The 23,807-nt window shown below is 59.2% G+C and carries 35 protein-coding genes; 33 read left to right on the top strand and 2 right to left on the bottom strand.

The window, feature by feature from the left end; genetic code table 11:
• Positions 1-209 precede the first annotated feature (209 nt).
• The 29 genes from rpsJ (at position 210) to RT582_RS16335 (ending at position 15,544) form a co-directional block, all read left to right on the top strand.
• Positions 210-521, top strand: a complete 312-nt coding sequence (rpsJ, locus tag RT582_RS16195; RefSeq protein ID WP_003186070.1) for a 30S ribosomal protein S10 — start codon at positions 210-212, stop codon at positions 519-521.
• 82 nt (positions 522-603) lie between these two features.
• The gene (rplC, locus tag RT582_RS16200; protein ID WP_014821632.1) at positions 604-1,239 is read left to right on the top strand and encodes a 50S ribosomal protein L3; all 636 of its coding nucleotides are present in this window, start codon (positions 604-606) and stop codon (positions 1,237-1,239) included.
• 12 nt (positions 1,240-1,251) lie between these two features.
• The gene (rplD, locus tag RT582_RS16205; protein WP_014821631.1) at positions 1,252-1,854 is read left to right on the top strand and encodes a 50S ribosomal protein L4; all 603 of its coding nucleotides are present in this window, start codon (positions 1,252-1,254) and stop codon (positions 1,852-1,854) included.
• Positions 1,851-2,150, top strand: a complete 300-nt coding sequence (gene rplW, locus RT582_RS16210; protein ID WP_003281842.1) for a 50S ribosomal protein L23 — start codon at positions 1,851-1,853, stop codon at positions 2,148-2,150. Before rplD ends, rplW begins: the two co-directional genes overlap by 4 nt.
• Positions 2,151-2,164: 14 nt before the next feature.
• Entirely contained in the window at positions 2,165-2,986 is an 822-nt protein-coding gene (gene rplB, locus RT582_RS16215; protein WP_003281841.1) for a 50S ribosomal protein L2, read from the top strand.
• Positions 2,987-3,002: 16 nt separating this feature from the next.
• Positions 3,003-3,278, top strand: a complete 276-nt coding sequence (gene rpsS, locus RT582_RS16220; protein WP_014821630.1) for a 30S ribosomal protein S19 — start codon at positions 3,003-3,005, stop codon at positions 3,276-3,278.
• A gap of 13 nt (positions 3,279-3,291) precedes the next feature.
• A complete protein-coding gene (rplV, locus tag RT582_RS16225; protein ID WP_003103908.1) occupies positions 3,292-3,624 on the top strand; it encodes a 50S ribosomal protein L22 in 333 nt (110 codons plus the stop codon).
• A 13-nt stretch (positions 3,625-3,637) separates the two neighbouring features.
• The gene (gene rpsC / locus RT582_RS16230) at positions 3,638-4,324 is read left to right on the top strand and encodes a 30S ribosomal protein S3 (protein ID WP_003289210.1); all 687 of its coding nucleotides are present in this window, start codon (positions 3,638-3,640) and stop codon (positions 4,322-4,324) included.
• A gap of 12 nt (positions 4,325-4,336) precedes the next feature.
• Positions 4,337-4,750, top strand: a complete 414-nt coding sequence (gene rplP / locus RT582_RS16235) for a 50S ribosomal protein L16 (protein WP_003281836.1) — start codon at positions 4,337-4,339, stop codon at positions 4,748-4,750.
• Positions 4,750-4,941, top strand: coding sequence for a 50S ribosomal protein L29 (rpmC, locus tag RT582_RS16240; protein ID WP_003281834.1), 192 nt, complete (start codon positions 4,750-4,752; stop codon positions 4,939-4,941). Before rplP ends, rpmC begins: the two co-directional genes overlap by 1 nt.
• Positions 4,942-4,943: 2 nt before the next feature.
• Positions 4,944-5,210 carry a 30S ribosomal protein S17 gene (gene rpsQ / locus RT582_RS16245; protein ID WP_003293030.1) on the top strand — a complete coding sequence of 89 codons (267 nt, stop codon included), beginning with the start codon at positions 4,944-4,946 and terminating at the stop codon, positions 5,208-5,210.
• Positions 5,211-5,233: 23 nt separating this feature from the next.
• A complete protein-coding gene (rplN, locus tag RT582_RS16250; protein ID WP_003281831.1) occupies positions 5,234-5,602 on the top strand; it encodes a 50S ribosomal protein L14 in 369 nt (122 codons plus the stop codon).
• Between the two features lie 11 nt (positions 5,603-5,613).
• Positions 5,614-5,928 (top strand): 50S ribosomal protein L24, encoded by a 315-nt coding sequence (gene rplX / locus RT582_RS16255; RefSeq protein ID WP_003304067.1) that lies wholly within the window; start codon positions 5,614-5,616, stop codon positions 5,926-5,928.
• A gap of 19 nt (positions 5,929-5,947) precedes the next feature.
• The gene (gene rplE, locus RT582_RS16260; RefSeq protein ID WP_003304066.1) at positions 5,948-6,487 is read left to right on the top strand and encodes a 50S ribosomal protein L5; all 540 of its coding nucleotides are present in this window, start codon (positions 5,948-5,950) and stop codon (positions 6,485-6,487) included.
• 13 nt (positions 6,488-6,500) lie between these two features.
• Positions 6,501-6,806 carry a 30S ribosomal protein S14 gene (gene rpsN, locus RT582_RS16265; protein ID WP_014821629.1) on the top strand — a complete coding sequence of 102 codons (306 nt, stop codon included), beginning with the start codon at positions 6,501-6,503 and terminating at the stop codon, positions 6,804-6,806.
• Between the two features lie 184 nt (positions 6,807-6,990).
• Entirely contained in the window at positions 6,991-7,383 is a 393-nt protein-coding gene (gene rpsH, locus RT582_RS16270) for a 30S ribosomal protein S8 (RefSeq protein ID WP_003293036.1), read from the top strand.
• Positions 7,384-7,395: 12 nt separating this feature from the next.
• Positions 7,396-7,929 (top strand): 50S ribosomal protein L6, encoded by a 534-nt coding sequence (rplF, locus tag RT582_RS16275; RefSeq protein ID WP_313478508.1) that lies wholly within the window; start codon positions 7,396-7,398, stop codon positions 7,927-7,929.
• Between the two features lie 10 nt (positions 7,930-7,939).
• Entirely contained in the window at positions 7,940-8,290 is a 351-nt protein-coding gene (gene rplR, locus RT582_RS16280; RefSeq protein WP_003304061.1) for a 50S ribosomal protein L18, read from the top strand.
• Between the two features lie 3 nt (positions 8,291-8,293).
• Complete coding sequence (rpsE, locus tag RT582_RS16285; protein WP_003304059.1) at positions 8,294-8,794, top strand: 30S ribosomal protein S5; 501 nt, start codon at positions 8,294-8,296, stop codon at positions 8,792-8,794.
• Between the two features lie 2 nt (positions 8,795-8,796).
• On the top strand, positions 8,797-8,976 hold the full coding sequence (gene rpmD, locus RT582_RS16290) for a 50S ribosomal protein L30 (protein ID WP_003281818.1): 180 nt from the start codon (positions 8,797-8,799) through the stop codon (positions 8,974-8,976).
• Between the two features lie 3 nt (positions 8,977-8,979).
• Entirely contained in the window at positions 8,980-9,414 is a 435-nt protein-coding gene (rplO, locus tag RT582_RS16295) for a 50S ribosomal protein L15 (RefSeq protein ID WP_014821627.1), read from the top strand.
• Entirely contained in the window at positions 9,415-10,743 is a 1,329-nt protein-coding gene (secY, locus tag RT582_RS16300) for a preprotein translocase subunit SecY (RefSeq protein WP_003304058.1), read from the top strand. It abuts the gene before it with no gap.
• A 29-nt stretch (positions 10,744-10,772) separates the two neighbouring features.
• The gene (rpmJ, locus tag RT582_RS16305) at positions 10,773-10,889 is read left to right on the top strand and encodes a 50S ribosomal protein L36 (protein WP_003281814.1); all 117 of its coding nucleotides are present in this window, start codon (positions 10,773-10,775) and stop codon (positions 10,887-10,889) included.
• Positions 10,890-11,018: 129 nt separating this feature from the next.
• A complete protein-coding gene (rpsM, locus tag RT582_RS16310) occupies positions 11,019-11,375 on the top strand; it encodes a 30S ribosomal protein S13 (protein ID WP_003289190.1) in 357 nt (118 codons plus the stop codon).
• A gap of 30 nt (positions 11,376-11,405) precedes the next feature.
• Positions 11,406-11,795 (top strand): 30S ribosomal protein S11, encoded by a 390-nt coding sequence (gene rpsK, locus RT582_RS16315; RefSeq protein WP_003281811.1) that lies wholly within the window; start codon positions 11,406-11,408, stop codon positions 11,793-11,795.
• Between the two features lie 17 nt (positions 11,796-11,812).
• Positions 11,813-12,433, top strand: coding sequence for a 30S ribosomal protein S4 (rpsD, locus tag RT582_RS16320; protein ID WP_003293044.1), 621 nt, complete (start codon positions 11,813-11,815; stop codon positions 12,431-12,433).
• 22 nt (positions 12,434-12,455) lie between these two features.
• Entirely contained in the window at positions 12,456-13,457 is a 1,002-nt protein-coding gene (locus RT582_RS16325) for a DNA-directed RNA polymerase subunit alpha (protein WP_014821626.1), read from the top strand.
• 45 nt (positions 13,458-13,502) lie between these two features.
• The gene (gene rplQ, locus RT582_RS16330; RefSeq protein WP_003304056.1) at positions 13,503-13,889 is read left to right on the top strand and encodes a 50S ribosomal protein L17; all 387 of its coding nucleotides are present in this window, start codon (positions 13,503-13,505) and stop codon (positions 13,887-13,889) included.
• 194 nt (positions 13,890-14,083) lie between these two features.
• Positions 14,084-15,544, top strand: coding sequence for a catalase (locus tag RT582_RS16335; RefSeq protein WP_313478510.1), 1,461 nt, complete (start codon positions 14,084-14,086; stop codon positions 15,542-15,544).
• Between the two features lie 70 nt (positions 15,545-15,614).
• Here RT582_RS16335 and RT582_RS16340 read toward each other — a convergent pair whose 3' ends face one another.
• Together RT582_RS16340 and uvrA are read right to left on the bottom strand one after the other, a co-directional pair.
• Positions 15,615-16,760 carry a M14 family zinc carboxypeptidase gene (locus RT582_RS16340; RefSeq protein WP_232019487.1) on the bottom strand — a complete coding sequence of 382 codons (1,146 nt, stop codon included), beginning with the start codon at positions 16,758-16,760 and terminating at the stop codon, positions 15,615-15,617.
• A 230-nt stretch (positions 16,761-16,990) separates the two neighbouring features.
• Positions 16,991-19,834 carry an excinuclease ABC subunit UvrA gene (uvrA, locus tag RT582_RS16345; RefSeq protein ID WP_042923776.1) on the bottom strand — a complete coding sequence of 948 codons (2,844 nt, stop codon included), beginning with the start codon at positions 19,832-19,834 and terminating at the stop codon, positions 16,991-16,993.
• A 131-nt stretch (positions 19,835-19,965) separates the two neighbouring features.
• Here uvrA and RT582_RS16350 point away from each other — a divergent pair, with 131 nt between their 5' ends.
• The 4 genes from RT582_RS16350 (at position 19,966) to RT582_RS16365 (ending at position 23,802) form a co-directional block, all read left to right on the top strand.
• A complete protein-coding gene (locus tag RT582_RS16350; RefSeq protein ID WP_221102652.1) occupies positions 19,966-21,333 on the top strand; it encodes an MFS transporter in 1,368 nt (455 codons plus the stop codon).
• A 157-nt stretch (positions 21,334-21,490) separates the two neighbouring features.
• Positions 21,491-21,985, top strand: a complete 495-nt coding sequence (locus tag RT582_RS16355; protein ID WP_003304048.1) for a single-stranded DNA-binding protein — start codon at positions 21,491-21,493, stop codon at positions 21,983-21,985.
• Between the two features lie 10 nt (positions 21,986-21,995).
• On the top strand, positions 21,996-22,880 hold the full coding sequence (locus RT582_RS16360; protein WP_313478515.1) for a sugar nucleotide-binding protein: 885 nt from the start codon (positions 21,996-21,998) through the stop codon (positions 22,878-22,880).
• On the top strand, positions 22,873-23,802 hold the full coding sequence (locus tag RT582_RS16365; protein WP_313478518.1) for an NAD-dependent epimerase/dehydratase family protein: 930 nt from the start codon (positions 22,873-22,875) through the stop codon (positions 23,800-23,802). The genes RT582_RS16360 and RT582_RS16365 overlap by 8 nt, the downstream gene beginning before the upstream one ends.
• Positions 23,803-23,807: the final 5 nt, after the last annotated feature.

Below are 23,807 nucleotides of genomic sequence, written 5' to 3' on the forward strand. Positions count from 1 at the left end.
CAATTCGCGAAGGTGGTCGTACCGTTGGTGCCGGCGTGGTTGCCAAGATCGTCGAGTAATAATTGACGATGATGAAAAAGGCCCCCTCGGGGGCCTTTTTCTATTGTTGATCATTTATTGACACCCTATGGACGCATCCGTACAATTGCGCCTCCTTTTACCGGGGGTATTGCGCCTGGTAGGGTGGCTACTTGGAGTCTGAGGTCAAAATGCAAAACCAACAAATCCGTATTCGGTTGAAGGCTTTTGACCATCGCCTGATCGATCAATCAACCCAGGAAATCGTGGAAACCGCGAAACGTACTGGTGCTCAGGTGCGTGGTCCGATTCCGCTGCCAACCCGCAAAGAGCGGTTCACTGTGCTGGTCTCCCCGCACGTCAATAAAGACGCGCGCGATCAGTATGAAATTCGAACCCACAAGCGTGTGCTGGACATTGTTCAGCCGACCGACAAAACCGTCGATGCGCTGATGAAGCTCGATCTTGCGGCTGGTGTGGAAGTGCAGATCAGCCTCGGCTAAAACCTGAGAGTTTTAGTCGTGTAACGCTCTGAAATGGGCGGCCATAGCGGGTGAAAGCCCCGTACACTCAAGAGGTTTCAAAATGACTATTGGTGTAGTCGGTCGCAAATGCGGTATGACCCGCGTTTTTACCGAGGATGGTGTCTCTATTCCGGTTACGGTCATCGAGATCGAGCCGAATCGCGTCACTCAGTTCAAAAATGAAGAGAGCGATGGCTATCGTGCAGTGCAGGTCACTGTCGGCGAGCGTCGCGCGTCCCGTGTTACCAAGGCTCAGGCCGGCCACTTCGCTAAAGCGAATGTTGCTGCTGGTCGTGGCGTCTGGGAATTCCGCCTCGATGGCGAGGAGTTCCAGGCTGGTGACCAGATCAACGCTGAGATTTTCCAGGCTGGGCAGATGGTGGATGTCACCGGTCAGTCCAAGGGTAAAGGCTTCGCCGGTACCATCAAGCGCTGGAACTTCCGTGGTCAGGACAATACCCACGGTAACTCCGTATCCCACCGCGTTCCGGGCTCTATCGGTCAGTGCCAGACCCCAGGTCGTGTATTCAAGGGCAAGAAGATGTCCGGGCACATGGGCGCCGAGCGCGTAACCGTGCAGTCTCTGGAAATCGTGCGTGTCGATGCTGAGCGGAATCTGCTTTTGGTGAAGGGCGCAGTGCCCGGTGCCACTGGTGGTGACGTGCTCGTGCGTCCGGCCGCCAAGGCTCGCGGTTAAGGGGGAGTTCACATGCAATTGAATGTAAATGGCGCACAGGCCATCGAAGTCTCCGATCGCACCTTTGGTGGTGAGTTCAACGAGACGCTGGTGCACCAGGCAGTCGTCGCCTACATGGCCGGCGGTCGTCAGGGTAGCAAGCAGCAGAAAACCCGCTCCGATGTGTCCGGTGGTGGCAAGCGTCCGTGGCGCCAGAAGGGCACAGGTCGTGCTCGTGCTGGTACCAGCCGTGGCCCGATCTGGCGTGGCGGTGGCGTAACTTTCGCCGCTCGCCCGCAGAATCATGATCAGAAGCTGAACAAGAAGATGTATCGCGCTGCGCTGCGTTCCATTCTTGCTGAGCTGGTCCGCTCCGAGCGTCTGGTTGTCGTAGAAGATTTCGCCGTCGACGCGCCGAAAACCAAAGTGCTTGCTAGCAAGCTCAATGGTATGGGCCTGAGCGATGTGCTGATCGTTTCCGATGCTGTCGATCAGAACCTGTACTTGGCTGCGCGCAACCTGCCGCATGTCGACGTGCGTGATGTCCAGGGTTCCGATCCGGTCAGCCTGATCGCCTATGACAAGGTGTTGATCACCGTGTCGGCTGTGAAGAAATTCGAGGAGCTGCTGGGATGAACCAGGAACGCGTATTCAAAGTCCTGCTTGGTCCGCACGTCTCTGAGAAGGCTACCGTGCTGGCTGACAGCAAGAAGCAATTCGTTTTCAAGGTTGCGACCGACGCAACCAAGCTGGAAATCAAGAAGGCTGTTGAGAGCCTGTTCGACGTGAAGGTCGCCGCCGTCAACACCCTGAATGTTCAGGGCAAGACCAAGCGTACCGCTCGCGGTCTGGGCAAGCGCAACGACTGGAAGAAGGCGTATATCGCGCTTCAGCCGGGCCAGGATCTCGATTTCTCCGGCAGTGCTGAGTAAGGAAGGGGTGCATCATGGCAATCGTTAAATGCAAACCGACTTCCGCGGGCCGCCGTTTTGTGGTCAAGGTGGTCAATCAGGAGCTGCACAAAGGCGCTCCTTACGCACCGCTGCTCGAGAAGAAGTCGAAGACTGGCGGCCGTAACAACAACGGTCGTATCACCACTCGCCACATTGGCGGTGGTCACAAGCAACATTACCGTCTGGTTGATTTTCGTCGCAACAAGGATGGCATTCCTGCCATCGTCGAGCGTATCGAATATGACCCGAACCGTACTGCGCACATTGCGCTGCTGAAGTATGCCGACGGTGAGCGTCGCTACATCATCGCGCCGAAGGGTGTAAGCGCTGGCGATCAGCTGGTCTCGGGCATCAATGCTCCGATCAAGGCTGGCAACAGCCTGCCGCTGCGCAACATCCCGCTGGGTTCTACCGTTCACGGTGTCGAGCTCAAGCCGGGTAAGGGTGCTCAGATCGCTCGCTCCGCTGGCGCTTCGGCTCAGCTGGTTGCTCGCGAGGGTTCCTACGTGACGCTGCGTCTGCGCTCCGGCGAGATGCGCAAGGTGCTGGCCGAGTGCCGTGCGACCCTGGGCGAGGTCTCGAACTCCGAGCACAGCCTGCGTTCGCTGGGCAAGGCAGGGGCTAAGCGCTGGAAGGGCATTCGTCCTACCGTTCGTGGTGTCGCGATGAACCCGGTCGATCACCCGCACGGTGGTGGTGAAGGTCGTACCTCCGGTGGTCGTCATCCGGTGTCGCCATGGGGCTTCCCGACTAAGGGCGCGAAGACCCGCACTAACAAGCGCACCGATAACATGATTGTCCGTCGTCGCAAGTAACTAGAGGGATACGACAGTGCCGCGTTCTCTGAAAAAAGGTCCTTTTATCGATCTTCACCTACTGAAGAAGGTCGAAGCGGCGGTGGAAAAGAGCGATCGTAAGCCAGTTAAAACCTGGTCGCGTCGTTCGATGATCCTGCCGCAAATGGTCGGTCTGACCATCGCTGTACATAACGGTCGTCAACATGTGCCGGTCCTCGTGTCCGAAGACATGGTCGGCCACAAACTCGGCGAGTTCGCTGCAACCCGTACATATCGCGGGCATGTGGCGGACAAGAAAGGCAAGCGCTAAGGGGTAAGGAAAGATGGAAGTAGCCGCTAAGTTGTCGGGCGCTCGCATCTCCGCCCAGAAAGCCCGCCTGGTCGCCGACCAGATCCGCGGGAAGAAGGTGGGCGAAGCGCTCAACCTCCTGGCTTTCAGTAGCAAGAAAGCCGCCGAGATCATGAAGAAAGTGCTGGAGTCGGCCGTTGCCAACGCCGAGCACAACGAAGGCGCAGATGTGGATGACTTGAAAGTCTCCACGGTCTTCGTCAACGAGGGGCGTTCGCTTAAGCGCATCATGCCGCGTGCCAAAGGCCGCGCTGATCGCATCGTCAAGCGGTCTTGCCATATCACTGTCAAGGTTGCGGACAAGTAACGGAGTCGATCAGATGGGTCAGAAAGTACATCCCACTGGCATTCGCCTGGGAATCGTCAAGGAGCACACCTCCGTCTGGTACGCAGACGGCCGTACGTATGCAGACTATCTGCTTGCAGATCTGAACGTGCGTGAGTACCTCCAAGACAAATTAAAAAGCGCGTCCGTAAGCCGTATCGATATCCATCGCCCGGCTCAAACCGCACGCATCACCATCCACACCGCTCGTCCCGGCATTGTGATCGGCAAGAAGGGTGAGGATGTTGAGAAGCTGCGTCAGGACCTGACCAAGCAAATGGGTGTGCCGGTGCACATCAATATCGAAGAGATCCGCAAGCCGGAGCTCGACGCAATGCTGGTTGCACAGAGCGTAGCTCAGCAGCTGGAGCGTCGCGTGATGTTCCGTCGCGCCATGAAGCGCGCCGTACAGAACGCCATGCGCATTGGTGCCAAAGGCATCAAGATCCAGGTCAGTGGTCGTCTGGGTGGGGCTGAAATTGCCCGTACCGAGTGGTATCGCGAAGGTCGTGTGCCTCTGCACACCCTGCGTGCCGATATCGATTACAACACTTACGAAGCGCACACCACTTACGGTGTGATCGGCGTGAAGGTGTGGATCTTCAAGGGCGAAGTAATTGGTGGTCGCCATGAAGAGCTCAAGCCTCAAGCGCCTGCTCCTCGTAAAAAAGCTGCTAAGTAAGGGGTACGCCAAATGTTGCAACCCAAGCGTACAAAATTCCGCAAGCAGATGACCGGCCACAACCGTGGTCTGGCTCAGCGCGGTAGCAAGGTCAGCTTCGGCGAATTCGCGCTGAAGTCTGTTTCCCGTGGTCGTCTGACCGCGCGTCAGATCGAGGCTGCACGTCGTGCGCTCACCCGTCACGTAAAGCGTGGCGGAAAGATCTGGATCCGCGTGTTCCCCGACAAGCCTGTAACCAAGAAGCCTCTGGAAGTCCGGATGGGTAAAGGTAAGGGTAGCGTCGAGTACTGGGTAGCCCAGATTCAGCCGGGCAAGGTGCTCTACGAGATCGAGGGTGTTTCCGAAGAGCTGGCGCGTGAGGCTTTCGCCCTGGCCGCTGCAAAGCTGCCGCTCGCCACCTCCTTTGTTAAGCGGACGGTGATGTGATGAAAGCGAATGAACTTCGTGAAAAATCCGTTGAGCAGCTGAACGAGCAACTGCTCGAGCTGCTGCGGGACCAGTTCAATCTGCGTATGCAGAAAGCGACTGGCCAGTTGGGGCAGTCTCACCTGCTCTCGCAAGTCAAGCGCGACATCGCTCGTGTCAAGACTGTGCTCAACCAGCAGGCAGGTAAGTGATCATGGCTGAAGCTCAGAAAACCGTCCGCACGCTGACCGGCCGCGTCGTCAGCGACAAGATGGACAAGACCATCACCGTTCTGATCGAGCGTCGCGTCAAGCACCCGATCTACGGTAAATACGTGAAGCGTTCGACCAAACTGCACGCCCACGACGAAACCAACCAGTGCCGTATCGGCGACAAGGTCACCATCCGCGAGACTCGTCCGCTGGCAAAGACCAAGTCCTGGATGCTGGTTGATGTCGTTGAACGCGCCGTCGAAGTCTAAGGGCTAGGGGTCGGAGAAATTATATGATTCAGACTCAATCCATGCTCGATGTGGCTGATAACAGTGGCGCTCGTCGCGTCATGTGTATCAAGGTGCTCGGCGGTTCTCACCGTCGTTACGCCGGCATCGGCGACATTATCAAAGTAACCGTCAAGGAAGCGATTCCTCGTGGCAAGGTCAAGAAAGGCCAGGTGATGACCGCTGTTGTGGTTCGCACTCGTCACGGTGTTCGTCGTCCCGATGGCTCCATCATTCGCTTCGATGGCAATGCTGCTGTTCTGCTGAACAACAAGCAGGAGCCTATCGGCACCCGTATCTTTGGGCCGGTGACGCGTGAACTTCGTACCGAGAAGTTCATGAAGATCGTCTCGCTCGCCCCTGAAGTGCTGTAAGGAGTAGCCGCATGCAAAAGATTCGTCGCAACGACGAGATCATCGTCATCGCCGGCAAAGACAAGGGCAAGCGCGGTAAGGTGCTGAAGGTCCTCGCGGACGACCGTCTGGTCGTTGGCGGGATCAATCTCGTGAAGCGCCATACCAAGCCTAACCCGATGTCCGGCGTTCAGGGCGGTATCGTCGAGAAGGAGGCGCCTTTGCACGTCTCTAACGTCGCCATTTTCAACGGTGAGACCAACAAGGCAGACCGCGTTGGCTTCAAGGTTGAAGAGGGCAAGAAAATTCGTGTCTTCAAGTCGACCCAGAAGCCGGTTGACGCTTGAGACTGCTAGGTAGATAACCATGGCACGACTAAAAGAAGTTTATCGGAAGGAAATCGCGCCCAAGCTGAAGGAAGAACTGAAGCTTGGCAACGTGATGGAAGTTCCGCGTATCACCAAGATCACCCTCAACATGGGTATCGGCGAAGCGATCGGTGACAAGAAGATCATCGACAATGCTGTTGCCGATCTGGAAAAGATCACCGGCCAGAAGGTTGTAGTGACTCACGCTCGCAAGTCCATCGCAGGCTTCAAAGTTCGCGAAGGCTGGCCGATCGGCGTCAAGGTCACGCTGCGCAGTGATCGTATGTATGAATTCCTGGATCGCCTGCTTTCGATCTCCCTGCCGCGCGTGCGTGACTTCCGCGGCCTGAATGCCAAGTCCTTCGATGGCCGCGGCAACTACAGTATGGGCGTCAAAGAGCAGATCATCTTCCCGGAAATCGATTACGACAAGATCGATGCCCTGCGTGGTCTGGACATCACTCTGACCACTACTGCTCGGACGGATGAAGAAGGTCGCGCTCTGCTGCGTGCTTTCAACTTCCCGTTCCGTAACTGATTGGAGTAGGCACATGGCTAAGCAAAGCATGAAGAACCGTGAGCTGAAGCGTCAGCAAACGGTCGCCAAGTTCGCCCAGAAGCGTGCTGCACTGAAAGCAATCATCGCAAGTCCGGAGTCCTCTCCGGAAGCGCGCTGGGAAGCTCAGGTCGCACTGCAGAAGCAGCCTCGTGACGCAAGCGCTTCGCGCCTGCGCAACCGCTGCCGTCTGACTGGTCGTCCGCACGGCGTTTACCGCAAGTTCGGCCTCGCGCGCAACATGCTGCGTCAGGCGGCAATGCGTGGTGACGTGCCGGGTCTGGTTAAGGCCAGCTGGTAATAGAAGCATCCAGGGCCCTGCGGGTCCTGTTTGTTTTTCGTTCAAGCCCCTCATGGGGCTTGATTCGTTTCTGGCAACTCTCTAGAATGCCCGGCTCGCCTGAGCCTTGCATTTTTGTGGGGTTTGCCTGTTGGCGACACGAGCCGTCCAAGGCTTATTTTTTTGTATTAGGAGCTAAGAGCCCATGAGTATGCAGGACCCGTTAGCGGACATGCTAACTCGTATCCGTAATGCCCAGATGGCCGAAAAGTCCGTCGTAAGCATGCCGTCTTCCACTCTGAAGGTGGCTGTTGCCAACGTTCTTCAAGGTGAAGGCTATATCGCGGGATACCAGGTCAGTGGCGACGCCAAGCCGCAACTGTCCATCGAGCTGAAGTATTTCGAAGGCCGTCCGGTCATCGAAGAGCTCAAGCGCGTAAGTCGTCCTGGCCTGCGCCAGTACAAATCCGTTGACCAGTTGCCGAAAGTACGTGGCGGTTTGGGTGTGTCGATTGTCTCCACCAACAAGGGTGTGATGACTGATCGGGCTGCTCGGGCTGCTGGTGTTGGCGGCGAAGTGCTCTGCACTGTGTTCTAAGGGGGGATAAGCATGTCTCGCGTTGCTAAGAACCCCGTCAAGCTGCCTGCTGGCGTCGAAATCAAGATGTCTGGTCAGCAGCTTTCGGTGAAGGGCGCAAAAGGCGCTCTCGAACTGAATGTTCATCCGTCCGTGGAGGTCATCCAGGAGTCTGGTGAGCTGCGTTTTGCTGGCCGTAATGGCGATCAGCAAACTCACGCCATGGCCGGCACTACCCGTGCGCTGGTCAACAACATGGTGATCGGCGTCAGCCAAGGCTTCGAGCGCAAGCTTCAGCTGGTTGGTGTTGGTTACAAGGCGCAAGCCAAAGGTCAAGTGCTGTCCCTGGCTCTCGGTTTCTCGCATCCGGTGGATTACGAGCTGCCGCAAGGCGTTACCGCTGAGACCCCCAGCCAGACCGATATCCTGATCAAGGGTGTCGACAAGCAACTGGTCGGTCAGGTGGCTGCTGAAATCCGCGACTTCCGTCGCCCTGAGCCTTACAAGGGCAAAGGCGTGCGGTACTCGGATGAAGTAGTCCGTCGCAAAGAAGCTAAGAAGAAGTAGGGCATAGCAAATGAGCGTAAAGAAAGAAACTCGTCTGCGTCGCGCTCGCAAGGCACGCCTGAAGATGCGCGAGCTGGAAACCGTACGCCTCTGCGTGTACCGCTCTTCCCAGCACATCTACGCCCAGGTCCTTTCGGCCGACGGCGGCAAGGTCCTGGCCAGCGCCTCGACTCTGGACAAAGAACTGCGTGACGCCGCCACCGGCAACGTCGACGCTGCCAAGAAAGTCGGTCAGCTGGTCGCTGAGCGCGCGAAAGCCGCAGGTGTCACTCAGGTGGCGTTCGACCGTTCTGGCTTCAAGTACCACGGTCGTGTCAAGGCACTGGCTGAAGCTGCTCGTGAAGGCGGGCTGGAGTTCTAAGTTATGGCAAATAACGAGCAAAAGCGCGACGAAGGCTACATCGAGAAGCTGGTTCAAGTTAACCGCGTCGCAAAAACTGTAAAAGGTGGTCGTATCTTCACCTTCACCGCGCTGACTGTGGTCGGTGATGGCAAGGGTCGTGTCGGCTTCGGTCGTGGCAAGTCCCGTGAAGTACCGGCTGCTATTCAAAAGGCTATGGAGGCGGCTCGCCGCAACATGATCCAGGTCGACCTGAATGGCACTACTCTGCAGTACGCCACCAAGGCCGCGCATGGCGCGTCCAAGGTCTACATGCAGCCTGCCTCCGAGGGTACCGGCGTGATTGCCGGTGGTGCCATGCGCGCCATTCTGGAAGTTGCTGGCGTTCAGAACGTACTGGCCAAGTGCTACGGCTCTACCAACCCGGTCAACGTGGTTCACGCCACCTTTAAGGGTCTGAAGGCGATGCAGTCGCCTGAGTCGATTGCTGCCAAGCGTGGCAAGAGCGTCGAGGAGATTTCCTGATCATGGCTAACACCGTCAAGGTCACGCTGATCAAGAGCGTCAGCGGTCGTATCCCCAATCACAAGCTGTGCGTCAAGGGTCTTGGCCTGCGTCGCATTGGTCACACCGTCGAGGTTCAGGATACTCCTGAAAATCGCGGCATGATCAACAAGGCTTATTACATGCTCCGTGTGGAGGGCTAAGCCATGCAACTGAACGATCTGCGTTCTGCGCCGGGTGCCCGTCGCGAAAAGCTGCGTCCCGGTCGTGGTATCGGTAGTGGCCTGGGCAAGACCTGTGGCCGTGGTCACAAGGGTCAGACCTCTCGTTCCGGCGGCAAGATCGCTCCCGGTTTCGAGGGTGGTCAGCAGCCTCTGCATCGTCGTCTGCCGAAGTTCGGTTTCGTTTCGCTGAAAGCCATGGATCGCGCTGAGGTTCGTACCTCTGAGTTGGCCAAGGTGGAAGGTGATGTCGTTACCGTGCAAAGCCTGAAAGACGCCAACGTAATCAACCAGAACGTACAGCGCGTGAAAATCATGCTGTCGGGCGAGGTTGGTCGTGCGGTTACTCTCAAGGGTATCGCAGCCACCAAAGGTGCGCGTGCGGCTATCGAAGCAGCTGGCGGCAAGTTCGAGGAATAAATGGCTAAGCAAGGTGCTCTCTCCGCGCTGAGTAATGGTGGTCTGTCCGAACTCTGGGCTCGTCTGCGCTTTCTGTTCATGGCGATCATCGTCTATCGGATTGGCGCACACATCCCTGTTCCCGGGATAAATCCCGATCGGCTGGCCGAGCTGTTCCGTCAGAACGAGGGGACCATCCTTAGCTTGTTCAACATGTTTTCCGGTGGTGCGCTGGAGCGCATGAGTATTTTTGCTTTGGGGATCATGCCGTACATTTCGGCATCGATCATCATGCAGCTCATGACCGCTGTCAGCCCACAGCTGGAGCAGTTGAAGAAAGAAGGTGAGGCCGGTCGTCGCAAGATCAGTCAGTACACGCGTTACGGTACGCTCGTGCTGGCCATCGTTCAGGCGATCGGTATGTCGGTCGGGTTGGCGGGGCAAGGTGTCGCGTTCAGCAACGATTTCGGCTTCTACTTCGTGGCCATCACGACGTTCGTGTCTGGTGCGATGTTCATGATGTGGCTGGGTGAGCAGATCACCGAGCGTGGCGTTGGCAACGGTATCTCGATGTTGATCTTCGCAGGTATCGTCGCTGGCTTGCCGGGTGCGCTCGGTCAGTCGTTCGAGTCTGCTCGTCAGGGCGATATCAATATCATCGCGCTGCTTGCTGTCGGCCTGCTCGCTGTAGCGATCATCGGTTTCGTGGTGTTTATCGAGCGTGGTCAGCGCCGTATCGCGGTTCACTACGCGAAGCGTCAGCAGGGCCGTAAGGTCTTTGCCGCGCAGACCAGTCACTTGCCGTTGAAAGTGAATATGGCGGGGGTCATCCCGGCTATCTTTGCCAGCAGCATTCTGCTGTTCCCGGCTTCGCTGGGGCAGTGGTTCGGTCAGTCAGAAAGCATGGGCTGGTTGGCTGACATTTCGCAGGCGATCGCGCCCGGGCAGCCGTTGAACATTCTGCTGTTCAGTGCCGGGATCATCTTCTTCTGCTTCTTCTATACGGCATTGATGTTCAATCCGAAAGACGTAGCAGAGAACCTGAAGAAGTCTGGCGCGTTTATTCCCGGGATTCGTCCTGGTGAGCAGTCGGCTCGCTACATTGATGGCGTGTTGACTCGTTTGACCATGTTCGGCGCCCTGTACATGACGGCTGTCTGCCTGCTGCCACAGTTTCTTGTGGTTGCAGCCAATGTGCCGTTCTACCTTGGTGGGACCTCGTTGCTGATCGTGGTTGTGGTTGTAATGGACTTCATGTCCCAAGTGCAGTCACACCTCATGTCGCACCAGTACGATTCCCTGATGAAGAAAGCCAACCTGAAGGGCTACGGCAGTGGAATGCTCCGCTGAGGTGGCTCGTAAGGTTCTAGGAGTTGGTGATGAAAGTTCGTGCATCGGTTAAAAAGCTGTGCCGTAACTGCAAGATCATCCGTCGCGACGGTGTCGTGCGCGTGATCTGTAGCGCAGAACCGCGTCACAAGCAGCGCCAAGGCTGATTGTGTAAGGCGTTATAACCCGGCAGCTAGTGCGCTGCCGGGTTGAATATTTGTTATTACAGCGTTAATATCTCGCGCCCTTTTCTTGGCTTCCGGGGCGTAGGTAGCTGTCAATTGGAGTTTCACTGAATGGCCCGTATTGCAGGCGTCAACATTCCGGATAACAAGCACACTGTTATCTCGCTGACCTACATCTACGGTGTTGGTCGCACCCGTGCACAGGAAATCTGTGCTGCTACCGGTGTGAATCCGGCAGCGAAGATCAAGGATCTTTCCGACGAGCAGGTCGAACTGCTGCGTGGCGAAGTCGGCAAGTTCATCGTTGAAGGCGACCTGCGTCGCGAAGTCAACATGAAAATCAAGCGCTTGATGGACCTGGGTTGCTATCGCGGCCTGCGTCATCGTCGTGGTCTGCCGGTTCGCGGTCAGCGTACCAAGACCAACGCACGTACCCGTAAGGGCCCGCGCAAGCCGATCCGCAAGTAATCGCGTTAGCGAATCGACAGGAATTTAGTCATGGCAAAACCTGCTGCTCGTCCTCGTAAAAAAGTCAAAAAGACAGTGGTTGATGGCATCGCCCACATCCACGCGTCTTTCAACAACACCATCGTGACCATCACCGATCGTCAGGGCAATGCGTTGTCCTGGGCTACTTCGGGTGGTTCCGGTTTCCGCGGCTCGCGTAAGAGCACTCCGTTCGCTGCCCAGATCGCTGCAGAGCGCGCTGGTCAGGCTGCGCTGGAGTACGGCCTGAAGAACCTCGACGTCAACGTCAAGGGCCCAGGTCCGGGTCGGGAGTCCGCCGTGCGTGCTTTGAACGCATGTGGTTATAAAATCGCCAGCATCACCGACGTGACGCCTATCCCGCATAACGGGTGCCGTCCGCCGAAGAAGCGCCGCGTGTAATCAGGAGACAGTGAAGAATGGCTCGTTATATTGGTCCCAAGTGCAAACTGTCTCGTCGTGAAGGCACCGATCTCTTCCTGAAGAGTGGTGCGCGCGCGCTCGAATCCAAGTGCAATATCGAAACCCCGCCGGGTGTTCACGGTCAGCGTCGCGGACGTCTGTCCGATTACGGCACCCAGCTGCGTGAAAAGCAGAAAGTACGCCGCATCTACGGTGTGCTGGAGCGTCAGTTCAGTGGTTATTACAAGGAAGCAGCCAGCCGTAAGGGCGCTACCGGTGAGAATCTGCTGCAGCTGCTCGAGTGCCGTCTGGACAACGTCGTGTACCGCATGGGCTTCGGCTCTACTCGTGCCGAATCGCGTCAGCTGGTCTCGCACAAGTCAATCAGCGTCAACGGTCAGACCGTGAACATTCCGTCTTACCAGGTCAAGGCCGGTGACGTAGTGGCTGTTCGTGAGAAGTGCCGTAACCAGCTGCGTATCGCCCAGGCCCTCGAACTGTGCGCTCAGCGCGGTCGCGTTGAATGGGTCGAAGTAGATGCCGACAAGAAATCCGGTGTTTTCAAGAATGTTCCGGCTCGCAGCGATCTGTCCGCCGACATCAACGAAAACCTGATTGTCGAGCTCTACTCCAAGTAAGGGCTAGAAAATAGGTGTATCCATGCAGAGTTCGGTAAATGAGTTCCTGACCCCCCGCCATATCGATGTGCAGGTGGTCAGTCCGACCCGTGCCAAGATCACTCTCGAGCCCCTCGAGCGTGGTTTTGGCCACACCCTTGGCAACGCGCTGCGTCGTATTCTGTTGTCCTCCATGCCCGGCTGCGCTGTGGTCGAGGCCGAGATCGACGGTGTGCTCCACGAGTACAGCGCCATCGAGGGCGTGCAGGAAGATGTCATCGAAATCCTGCTCAACCTCAAAGGTATCGCCATCAAGCTGCACGGCCGTGATGAAGTGACCTTGAGCCTGGTGAAGAAGGGCGCGGGCGCTGTTACCGCTGCCGATATCCAGCTGGATCACGATGTCGAAATCGTCAATGGCGATCACCTGATCGCCAATCTGGCGGCCAACGGCTCGCTCAACATGAAGCTCAAGGTCGCTCGCGGCCGCGGTTACGAGCCTGCTGATGCGCGTCAGAGCGATGAAGACGAAAGCCGTAGCATCGGTCGTCTGCAGCTCGACGCCACTTTCAGCCCGGTTCGTCGCGTGGCTTACGTGGTCGAGAATGCTCGTGTCGAGCAGCGCACCAACCTGGACAAACTGGTCATTGACCTGGAAACCAACGGCACCCTGGATCCCGAAGAGGCGATCCGTCGTGCAGCGACCATCCTGCAGCAACAGCTGGCTGCGTTCGTCGACCTCAAGGGCGACAGCGAGCCGGTCGTAATCGAGCAGGAAGACGAGATCGATCCGATCCTGTTGCGTCCGGTTGATGACCTGGAGCTGACCGTACGTTCGGCCAACTGCCTGAAGGCGGAAAACATCTACTACATTGGTGATCTGATTCAGCGCACCGAAGTAGAGCTGTTGAAGACGCCGAATCTGGGCAAGAAGTCCCTGACTGAGATCAAGGACGTTCTGGCTTCGCGTGGTTTGTCCCTCGGTATGCGTCTGGATAACTGGCCGCCGGCAAGTCTCAAGAAGGACGATAAGGCTACTGCCTGATCGCCCCCAGTAACCGAACTGAACGTTTGGTAAGGAATTTCAATCATGCGTCATCGTAAAAGTGGCCGTCACCTGAGCCGCACCAGCGCCCACCGCAAGGCCATGTTCCAAAACATGGCGGTGTCGCTGTTCGAGCACGAACTGATCAAGACCACCCTGCCCAAGGCCAAGGAGCTGCGTCGCGTTGCCGAGCCGCTGATCACCCTGGCTAAGGAAGACAGCGTCGCCAACCGTCGTCTGGCTTTCGACCGTACGCGTTCGAAGGCTGCCGTAGGCAAGCTGTTCAACGATCTGGGCAAGCGTTACGCCACCCGTCAGGGCGGCTATCTGCGTATCCTCAAGTGCGGCTTCCGCGCTGGTGACAACGCACCTATGGCTTACGTCGAGCTGGTTGACCGTCCGGTCACTGGTGAAGTGGAAGCCGCCGAGTAAGATCGGTAGCAGCAATTAAAAACCGAGCCTTTTGGCTCGGTTTTTTTATGCCCAAAGGAGTCTGAGAGACTGGCTCTATAAGGGGCGTTGATCTTCATCATTAGTCGCCGTTGCGCTTGCTTCCTATGATGGCATTCAACCAGCAGGTACTTACCAAGACCCTGGAAGCTATTGAATACCAAGGAGCTGCAACCATGACTGACAAGCCGAAGCTCACAACCGTTGCCGGTGCGCCGGTATCCGAAAACCAGAACTCCATGACTGCGGGCCGCCGTGGTCCCATGCTGCTTCAGGACGTATGGTTTCTAGAGAAGCTCGCTCATTTCGACCGCGAGGTGATTCCGGAGCGTCGTATGCACGCGAAAGGTTCCGGCGCGTTTGGCGAGTTCGTCGTCACCCATGACATCACCCGCTACACCAAAGCCAAGCTGTTTTCCGAGGTTGGTAAGCGCACCCCGTTGTTCGCCCGCTTCTCTACCGTCGCCGGTGAGCGCGGCGCGGCCGACGCCGAGCGTGACATTCGTGGTTACGCACTGAAGTTCTACACCGAGCAAGGCAACTGGGACATGGTGGGCAATAACACCCCGGTGTTCTTTTTCCGCGATCCGCTGAAGTTTCCGGACCTCAACCACGCAGTAAAACGCGATCCGCGCACCAACATGCGCAGCGCGAACAACAACTGGGACTTCTGGACCGGGCTGCCTGAGGCCTTGCACCAGATCACCTATGTCATGGGTGATCGGGGCATTCCGGCGTCGTACCGCCATATGCACGGTTTCGGTTCGCACACCTACAGCTTCATCAGTCCGAACAACGAGCGTTTCTGGGTGAAGTTTCACTTTCGGACCCAGCAGGGCATCAAGAATCTCACCGACGCCGAGGCTGCAGCCATCGTTGCCAATGACCGGGAGAGTTCGCAGCGCGATCTGTTCGAGGCCATCGAGCGTGGCGAATATCCACGTTGGACGATGTATGTGCAGATAATGCCGGAGGCCGACGCCGCCAAGGTGCCGTACCATCCGTTCGACCTCACCAAGGTCTGGCCGCATGCTGACTACCCATTGATCGAGGTCGGCTATTACGAACTCAACCGCAATCCCGACAACTACTTCCAGGATGTCGAGCAGGCGGCATTCACGCCGGCGAATGTCGTTCCGGGCATCAGCTTCTCTCCAGACCGTATGTTGCAGGGCCGTCTTTTCTCCTACGGGGATGCGCAACGCTACCGGCTGGGGGTGAATCACCATCAGATTCCGGTCAACGCTCCGCGTTGCCCGGTCCACAGCTACCATCGCGATGGTGCCATGCGCGTAGATGGCAATCAGGGCGGTCGTCTGCATTACGAGCCGAATACCTATGGCGAGTGGCAGGAACAGCCTGACTTCAGCGAGCCACCGCTGGCTCTCGAGGGGGCGGCGGATCGTTACGACTACCGTGCCGACGACGCCGATTACTTCACTCAGCCGGGCAACCTGTTCCGCTTGATGAAGGCCGATGAACAGCAGCGGTTGTTCGAAAATACCGCTCGGTCGATGCAGGGAGTGGCGCGTCATATCAAGATTCGCCACATCAGTCACTGCCTGAGTGCTGATCCGGCCTATGGAGCAGGTATTGCCGCCGCCCTGGATATTCCGTTGTCGGAAGTGCCGGCATAAGCGATTCGCGGTATCCGCAGGATCGAGAAGCCCCGCAGCGAGCGCTGCGGGCTTTCTTGTCTCTTCAGCGCTATTCGTGGGGATTGTTGAGCGGCTTATCGCTCTCCTGTCCGGGTGGCAGAAGGCGATCGGCCTCTGCCGGATCGATCGCCGTCAGACTGCCGTCGGCAGTTGCGACAAGCACGGCCTCAAGCATTTCACGCACATTGTTGCGCAGCATGCCGGCAGACTTCTGGCCGCGACTGTTCAATCCGCCGATTTCCATGAGCACGCTGCCGCCCAATGGGCCTGTTTCGCCGGCGGCCAGTCGCTCGGTCCCCAGCAGGCCGTATGCGTTTCGGGCAATGCCTGGATCGCCGCCGCCGCGGCGGACATCGCCGTTGGGGTGCTCATAGTAGTAGTTGGTGATTTCCATGAAGCCAAGCTGCGTGGAGCGCTGCTTCATCACGATTGCCAGCTGCTTCGACAGTGCTACCGCTTCCGGGGCGACATCCGGGTGAGTTGGCCAGGTGATAGAACCGGTCACCTGGCGTCCCGGGCGGTTCACTTCAGGATCCACATCCTCGAGTACCACGGCAGGGTTCTGATTGTGCACATCTACCAGCCAGATGGGACGGTAACGGTCATAGATGCCGCGTACCGCAACCGCTTCTGGCACCGGGTTCTGCCCCGGGTTGAAGTGCCGCTCGCTGGCCAGGCCTGGATTGCAGCGTATCTGCGTGCTCTTGCTCCAGTCTGTCCAGTGGTAGCGGTTGATGTCGTAGCTAAATTGGCGTTGGCCGTCGGCATTGGTGAAGGCGGTCACGTTGGCGCCGAGGTGCTGATCCAACTTGGCAGGATTCAGGGTGCCATCGGCGCGCAGGCAGTCAGCGCTGGTTTGCGGGGCGCTGAAATCCATGTTGCCGCGACTGAAACGCTCGGCGCCGTCTGGGTTGACCCTCGGCACGATCAGCACCTGCAGATTATCCAGTACCTGGCGGGACAAGGCCCCGCTCGAGGCAAGGCGTTTTATCAGATTGACCGCCGCTTCGGTGCCGTGAGGTTCGTTGCCGTGCTGTTGGGTGATGATCATCACGGCTGGTTTGTCTGAATTACCCAGCCTGGCCAGCCAGATTGGCCGGCCTTCGTTGCTGCTGCCGGCCTGTTCTAGTCGCAGGGCATCCGGGAAGCGTCGTGAAAGTGCGTTGAGCTGATCGTACAGCTGGTTGTTGCTCATGAACGCCTCCAGCGAGACGTTCTGCTCATTGGTGATCCAAGGGCCGTTGGGTTGGGCGGCGGCGGCGAGACCGGGTAGCAGGCCGGCGCCAAGCAGGCAGGCAGCAAGCGCAATTCGCATCAGGATTTCTCCTTATCGGGCTGAGAGTGTCCCGCCCAACTGCCCGGCGGGATCCGTAGTGGACCCCGCTGCGCTTGCGCTTGTTGCCGAAACGGCTGCCGACGCGATGATCAACCCGCCGAGCGGTCGCGCTCGAGTAACGGTTTGAGGAAATGACCGGTATGAGACTGGGCCATGCCTGCCACCTCTTCCGGCGTACCGCAGGCGATTATCTGGCCACCCTTCGAGCCGCCTTCCGGGCCGAGATCCACCAGCCAGTCGGCCGTCTTGATGACGTCAAGGTTGTGCTCGATCACCACGACCGTATTGCCGTGGTCGCGCAGACGGTGCAGTACGTCGAGCAGCTGCTGGATATCGGCGAAATGCAGGCCGGTGGTGGGTTCATCAAGAATGTACAGCGTCTTGCCCGTGTCACGCTTGGACAGCTCGCGGGACAGCTTGACGCGCTGCGCCTCACCGCCAGACAGGGTCGTCGCACTCTGCCCCAGCTTGATGTAGGACAGCCCAACATCCATCAGCGTCTGCAGTTTTCGCGCGACGGCCGGCACCGGATCGAAGAACTCGCGGGCTTCCTCGATAGTCATGTCGAGCACTTCGGTGATGCTCTTGCCCTTGTACTTCACCTCCAGCGTTTCGCGGTTGTAGCGCTTGCCCTTGCACACGTCGCAGGGCACGTAGATGTCGGGCAGGAAGTGCATTTCCACCTTGATCACGCCGTCGCCCTGGCAGGCTTCACAGCGTCCGCCCTTGACGTTGAAAGAGAAGCGGCCCGGGCCGTAGCCGCGTGAGCGCGCTTCCGGCACGCCGGCAAACAGCTCGCGAATCGGCGTGAACAGCCCCGTGTAGGTCGCCGGGTTGGAGCGCGGTGTGCGGCCGATCGGGCTCTGATCGATGTCCACCACCTTGTCCAGATGCTGCAGCCCATCGAAGCTGTCGTGCGGGGCTACTTCCAGCGTGGTCGCGCCATTGAGTGCAGTCGCCGTGATCGGGAACAGCGTGTTGTTGATCAGCGTTGATTTGCCCGAGCCCGACACACCGGTGATGCAGGTGAGCAGGCCGACCGGAATCTCCAGGTCGACGTTGCGCAGGTTGTTGCCACGCGCGCCCTTGAGCTTGAGCAGCATCTTCGGATCACGGCGGGTGCGCTCAGGCCGATAGTTGATCTTCACCCGGCCAGAGAGGTACTTGCCGGTCAGCGAATCCGGGTGCGCCATCACCTCGTCAGGTGTGCCTTCAGCGACGATGCGGCCGCCATGTATGCCGGCACCTGGACCGATGTCTACGACGTAGTCGGCGAGACGGATCGCATCCTCGTCATGCTCCACGACGATCACCGTATTGCCGATGTCGCGCAGGTGGCGAAGGGTGCCCAGCAAGCGTTCGTTGTCGCGCTGATGCAGGCCGATCGAAGGTTCGTCGAGGATGTACATCACCCCAACCAGGCCGGCGCCGATCTGACTGGCCAGGCGAATACGCTGGGCTTCGCCGCCGGACAGGGTGTCGGCGCTGCGATCCAGGGTCAGATAATCCAGGCCGACGTTGACCAGGAACTGCAGGCGTTCGCGGATCTCCTTGAGAATCTTGTCGGCGATCTCGCCGCGTCGCCCGCTGAGCGAGAGGACGCCGAAGTAGTCGGTGGCGTCGCCGATGGGCATGGCCGTGACCGCAGGCAGGGTCTTGTCGCCAACCCACACGTGGCGTGCTTCGCGGCGCAGACGCGTGCCGCGACAGTCCGGGCAGGGCTGGGTGCTGAGGTATTTGGCGAGCTCTTCGCGAACCGAATTGGATTCGGTTTCGCGGTAGCGGCGTTCCAGGTTGGGAACGATGCCTTCGAACGGGTGCGAACGCTTGACGATATCGCCGCGGTCGTTGAGGTAGCGGAACTCGACATTCTCACGGCCGCTGCCGCGCAGGATGGACTTCTGATGATCGGCGGCCAGTGAGTCGAAAGGCTCGTCGAGGCTGAAGCCATAATGCGAGGCCAGTGAGCCGAGCATCTGGAAATAGTAAACGTTGCGCCGGTCCCAGCCGCGTATGGCGCCTTCGGCCAGGGTCAGCTCGCCATTGACCAGGCGCTTGGCGTCGAAGAACTGCTTCACGCCCAGGCCGTCACAGGTGGGGCAGGCGCCGGCTGGGTTGTTGAAGGAGAACAGCTTGGGCTCAAGCTCGCTGATCGAGTGGCCGCAGATCGGGCAGGCGAAGCGTGCGGAGAAGATCATTTCCTCGCTGTCGTCGTCCTCTTCCATGGAGGCGACCAGGGCGATGCCATCGGCCAGCTTGAGCGCCGTTTCGAAGGATTCGGCCAGGCGCTGCTGCAGGTCGCCGCGAACCTTGAAGCGATCCACCACCACGTCGATCGAGTGCTTCTTCTGCTTGTCCAGCTTGGGTAGCTCGTCGAGCTCGTACAGCCGCCCGTTGACGCGGGCGCGCACGAAACCCTGAGCACGCAGTTCGTCGAACACGGCCAGGTGCTCGCCCTTGCGTTCGCGGATGACCGGGGCCAGCAGCATCAGCTTGCGGCCTTCGGGCAGTGCCAGCACCTGGTCGACCATCTGGCTGACCGTCTGCGCTTCCAGCGGGGCATCGTGATCTGGACAGCGCGGCGTGCCGACCCGCGCATAGAGCAGACGCAGGTAGTCGTAGATCTCGGTGATGGTGCCCACGGTGGAGCGCGGGTTGTGCGAGGTCGATTTCTGCTCGATGGAGATCGCCGGGGAGAGCCCCTCGATGGTGTCGACGTCGGGCTTTTCCATCATCGAGAGGAACTGGCGCGCATACGCCGAAAGCGATTCGACGTAACGGCGTTGGCCTTCTGCGTAGAGAGTGTCGAATGCCAACGATGATTTGCCAGAACCGGACAAGCCGGTGATGACGATCAGCTTGTCGCGCGGCAGGGTGAGGTCGATGTTCTTCAGGTTGTGGGTGCGGGCCCCACGAATCAGAATCTTGTCCAAAACAGCCTCGCGTGGCGGGCGGAAACCCGAAAGTATACGGCCGGGGTGATAGTCGCGGCAAAACCGCGCGCCTGTGCCGAACAGGGTAGGGCTGCTAGAATCGCCGCCGGTTCATACAAGCGAGACCCTCCATGCAGGACCCCTACAGCGAGCGCATGAGCGCCAGCGAAAAACGCGCAGCTTCCGGGCTGGCCCTGGTTTTCGCTTTTCGCATGCTCGGCATGTTCATGGTTTTGCCCGTGCTGGCAACCTACGGTATGGACCTGGAAGGGGCTACGCCGACCCTGATCGGTCTTGCGATAGGTGCCTATGGTTTGACCCAGGCGCTGCTGCAAATTCCCTTCGGTATTCTTTCCGATCGTATTGGACGCTTGCCTATCATCTATTTCGGCCTGCTGATCTTCGCCGCTGGAGCGGTGCTCGCGGCGATGTCCGACAGCATCTGGGGCGTCATCGCCGGGCGCATCCTGCAAGGGGCGGGGGCGATTTCCGCCGCAGTGATGGCGCTGCTCTCGGACCTGACCCGCGAACAGCACCGGACCAAGGCGATGGCGCTGATCGGCGTGAGCATCGGTTTCTCCTTCGCTGTCGCGATGATCGTCGGGCCGTTGCTGACCCGTGCCTTCGGTCTCTCCGGGCTGTTCTGGGTAACCGCCGGCATGGCGTTGCTTGGCGGCGTCATCGTCGCGTTGCTGCCCAAGGCCCATGCGCATGTGCGCCATCGCGAATCGGGCGTCGCCAAGCAGGCGCTCGGCCTGACGTTGCGCCACCCCGATCTGTTGCGCCTGGATTTCAGCATCCTGGCGCTGCATGCGATCCTGATGGCCAGCTTCGTCGCGCTGCCGCTGGCACTGGTCGAGCAGGGCGCGTTGCCCAAGGAAGAGCATTGGTGGGTCTACCTCACGGCACTGCTGGTCGGCTTCTTCGGCATGATTCCCTTCATAATTTATGGCGAGAAGAAGCGCCAGATGCGCCGCGTGCTGTTGGGCGCGGTCTCCGCGTTGCTGCTCTGCGAGCTGTTCTTCTGGTGGTTCGGAAATGGCTTGTGGATGCTGGTCGTCGGCATGGTGGGCTTCTTCATCGCGTTCAATCTGCTGGAAGCGTCGCTGCCTTCGTTGATCAGCAAAGTCGCACCGGCCGGCGGCAAGGGCACCGCGATGGGCGTCTACTCCACCAGTCAGTTTCTCGGTGCCGGTCTCGGTGGCGTGCTTGGCGGTATGCTCTATCAGCAGGGTGGCCTGGCGCTGGTGTTCGCCGGTTGCGCTGCACTTTGCGCGTTGTGGTTCGTGGTGGCCTTCAGCATGCGCGAACCTCCTTATGTCACCAGCCTGCGCTTGCCGCTGTCGGCCGGAGCGCTGGCCAACGCAGGACTTGGGCGTGACCTGCTACAAGTCGCCGGTGTTAGCGACGTGCTCATCGTTGCCGACGAGGCAGCGGCCTATATCAAGGTCGATACGCAGCAGCTGGATCGTGAAGCTCTTGATCGCCTGGTTGCCTGAGGCGCCTGTTCGCGGCTGCATAGTGCCGCGCAACATGAAAGTGCGTCGGTTGGCCGTCAGGGGTGGCTGAGGTAAGATTCGCGGTCATCGGCTTTGCTGGCGGTACAACCGCCATCGGTGAATCCATCCAATTCAATGTTCCAATGAGGAGTTACCCATGGCCAGAGGGGTGAATAAAGTCATCTTGATCGGCAATGTCGGCGGCGACCCGGAAACCCGCTACATGCCCAATGGCAATGCGGTGACCAACATCACGCTGGCAACCACCGATAGCTGGAAGGACAAGCAGACCGGTCAGCTTCAGGAGCGTACCGAGTGGCATCGCGTGGTGTTGTTCGGCAAGGTTGCCGAGATCGCCGGCGAATACCTGCGCAAGGGTTCGCAATGCTACATCGAGGGACGCCTGCAGACCCGCGAGTGGGAGAAGGACGGCGTCAAGCGCTACACCACCGAAATAGTCGTCGACATGAACGGCACCATGCAGCTGCTCGGTGGCCGTGGCGGCAGTTCCGACGATGCGCCGCGTCAGGCTCGCCCGCAGCAGCGTGAGCCGCAGCAGGCGCCGCGTCAGCAGGCCCAGCCGCAGCAGCCCGCTGCGCGGCAGCAGCCGGCACCGGACTACGACAGCTTCGACGACGACATCCCCTTCTAGAGTTATCTGAATGCGAATGCGCCTGATGCTGTTGGGCGGCGGCAATGCCCTGGGCCAGGCGCTCATCCGCCTCGGCGCCGAGGAAGACATCGGCTTCCTCGCACCGCGACCGCCCGCTCAGGGCTGGGACGCCGCCAGTCTTACCCAGTTGCTCGACGACAACCGTCCGGATGTCGTGGTCAACCTTGCCTACTATTACGACTGGTTCCAGAGCGGACAGCCCAACGAGCCGGCGCTCGCCGCACAGGAGCGTGCGGTCGAGCGGCTCGCCGAACTCTGTCAGCACTATGATTTCGTCCTGTTGCAGCCATCGAGCTATCGGGTATTCGACGGTGCCCGAACCACGGCCTATAGCGAAAAGGACGAGGTGGCGCCGCTGGATGCACGAGGCAGGGCGCTCTGGCGCATCGAGCAGAGTGTGCGTTCGCTATGCCCGCGACATGTCCTGCTGCGTTTTGGCTGGTTGCTCGATGACAGTCGGGATGGTGTTCTAGGGCGCGTGCTGCAACGACTCGAGCAGAGCGAGGCGATACTGCTGGCGGATGACCGGCGCGGCAATCCGACACCTGTCGACGATGCCGCGCGTGTGATCCTTGCGGTATTGAAGCAGCTCGACTGCCAGGCTCCGCTGTGGGGTACATATCACTACGGCGGACATGAGGCTTCCACCCCGTTGCTGGTCGCCCAGGCGTTACTCGGCGAGGCCGGCAAGTATCGCGACGTCACAACGGCGAATCTGACGGCCGTGGCGCATGCTGCCTGTTCGGATGCCGCAGCCGAACCGCAGCACGGCGTACTCGCCTGCAAGAAGATTTTCACCACTTTCGGCATCAAGCCTCGCGCCTGGCGCACGGGGTTGCCGAGCATGTTGGAGCGTTATTACCGTCATGGCTGATGCACCTATTCTGGTTACCGGCGGGGCCGGGTTTATTGGCTCGAACCTGGTCGACGCGTTGCTGGTGCGCGGCTATGCCGTTCGTGTGCTGGACAACCTCTCGACCGGCAAGCGCGAAAACCTGCCGCAAGATACACGCGTCGAACTGATCGTCGGCGATGTCGCCGATGCCGATTGCGTGCGTCGTGCGGTGCAGGGATGTCGGGCGGTGGTGCACCTGGCCGCGGTGGCGTCGGTGCAGGCGTCGGTGGATGATCCATTCGGTACGCACCAGAGCAACCTGATTGGCACGCTCAATCTGTGTGAGGCGATGCGCGAGTCGGGTGTGAAGCGTGTGCTGTTTGCCTCGAGCGCAGCGGTCTATGGCAACAACGGCGAAGGCCATGCTATCGATGAGGACACACCGAAGGCGCCCCTGACACCCTACGCCGCGGACAAGCTAGCCAGCGAGCACTACCTGGATTTCTATCGGCGCCAGCATGGTCTGGAGCCGGTGGTGTTCCGTTTCTTCAATATCTTCGGGCCGCGGCAGGATCCATCGTCACCGTATTCCGGTGTGATAAGCATCTTCACCGAGCGGGCGCAGAAGGGTTTGCCGATTGCGGTGTTCGGCGATGGCGAGCAGACGCGCGATTTTCTCTACGTTGCCGATCTCGTCGAGGTGTTGGTGCAGGCGCTGGAGTCGCCCGAGGCAGTGGAGGGCGCGGTGAATGTTGGGCTGAATCAGGCCACTTCTCTGAATCAGCTGCTAGCGGCCATCGGTGACGTGTTGGGCGGGCTTCCCGAGGTGAGCTATCAGGCCGCGCGGCCGGGGGATATTCGACATTCGCGGGCGAATAATGCCCGGCTAGTGCAGCGCTATCGTCTGCCGGAACCGCCGACCGGCATGCGGGAAGGGTTGGCGAAGCTGTTGGGTTTGTAGGTTGC

The sequence above is a fragment of the Stutzerimonas kunmingensis genome (genome assembly GCF_032106285.1).
In the GTDB taxonomy this organism is placed as follows: domain Bacteria; phylum Pseudomonadota; class Gammaproteobacteria; order Pseudomonadales; family Pseudomonadaceae; genus Stutzerimonas; species Stutzerimonas kunmingensis_B.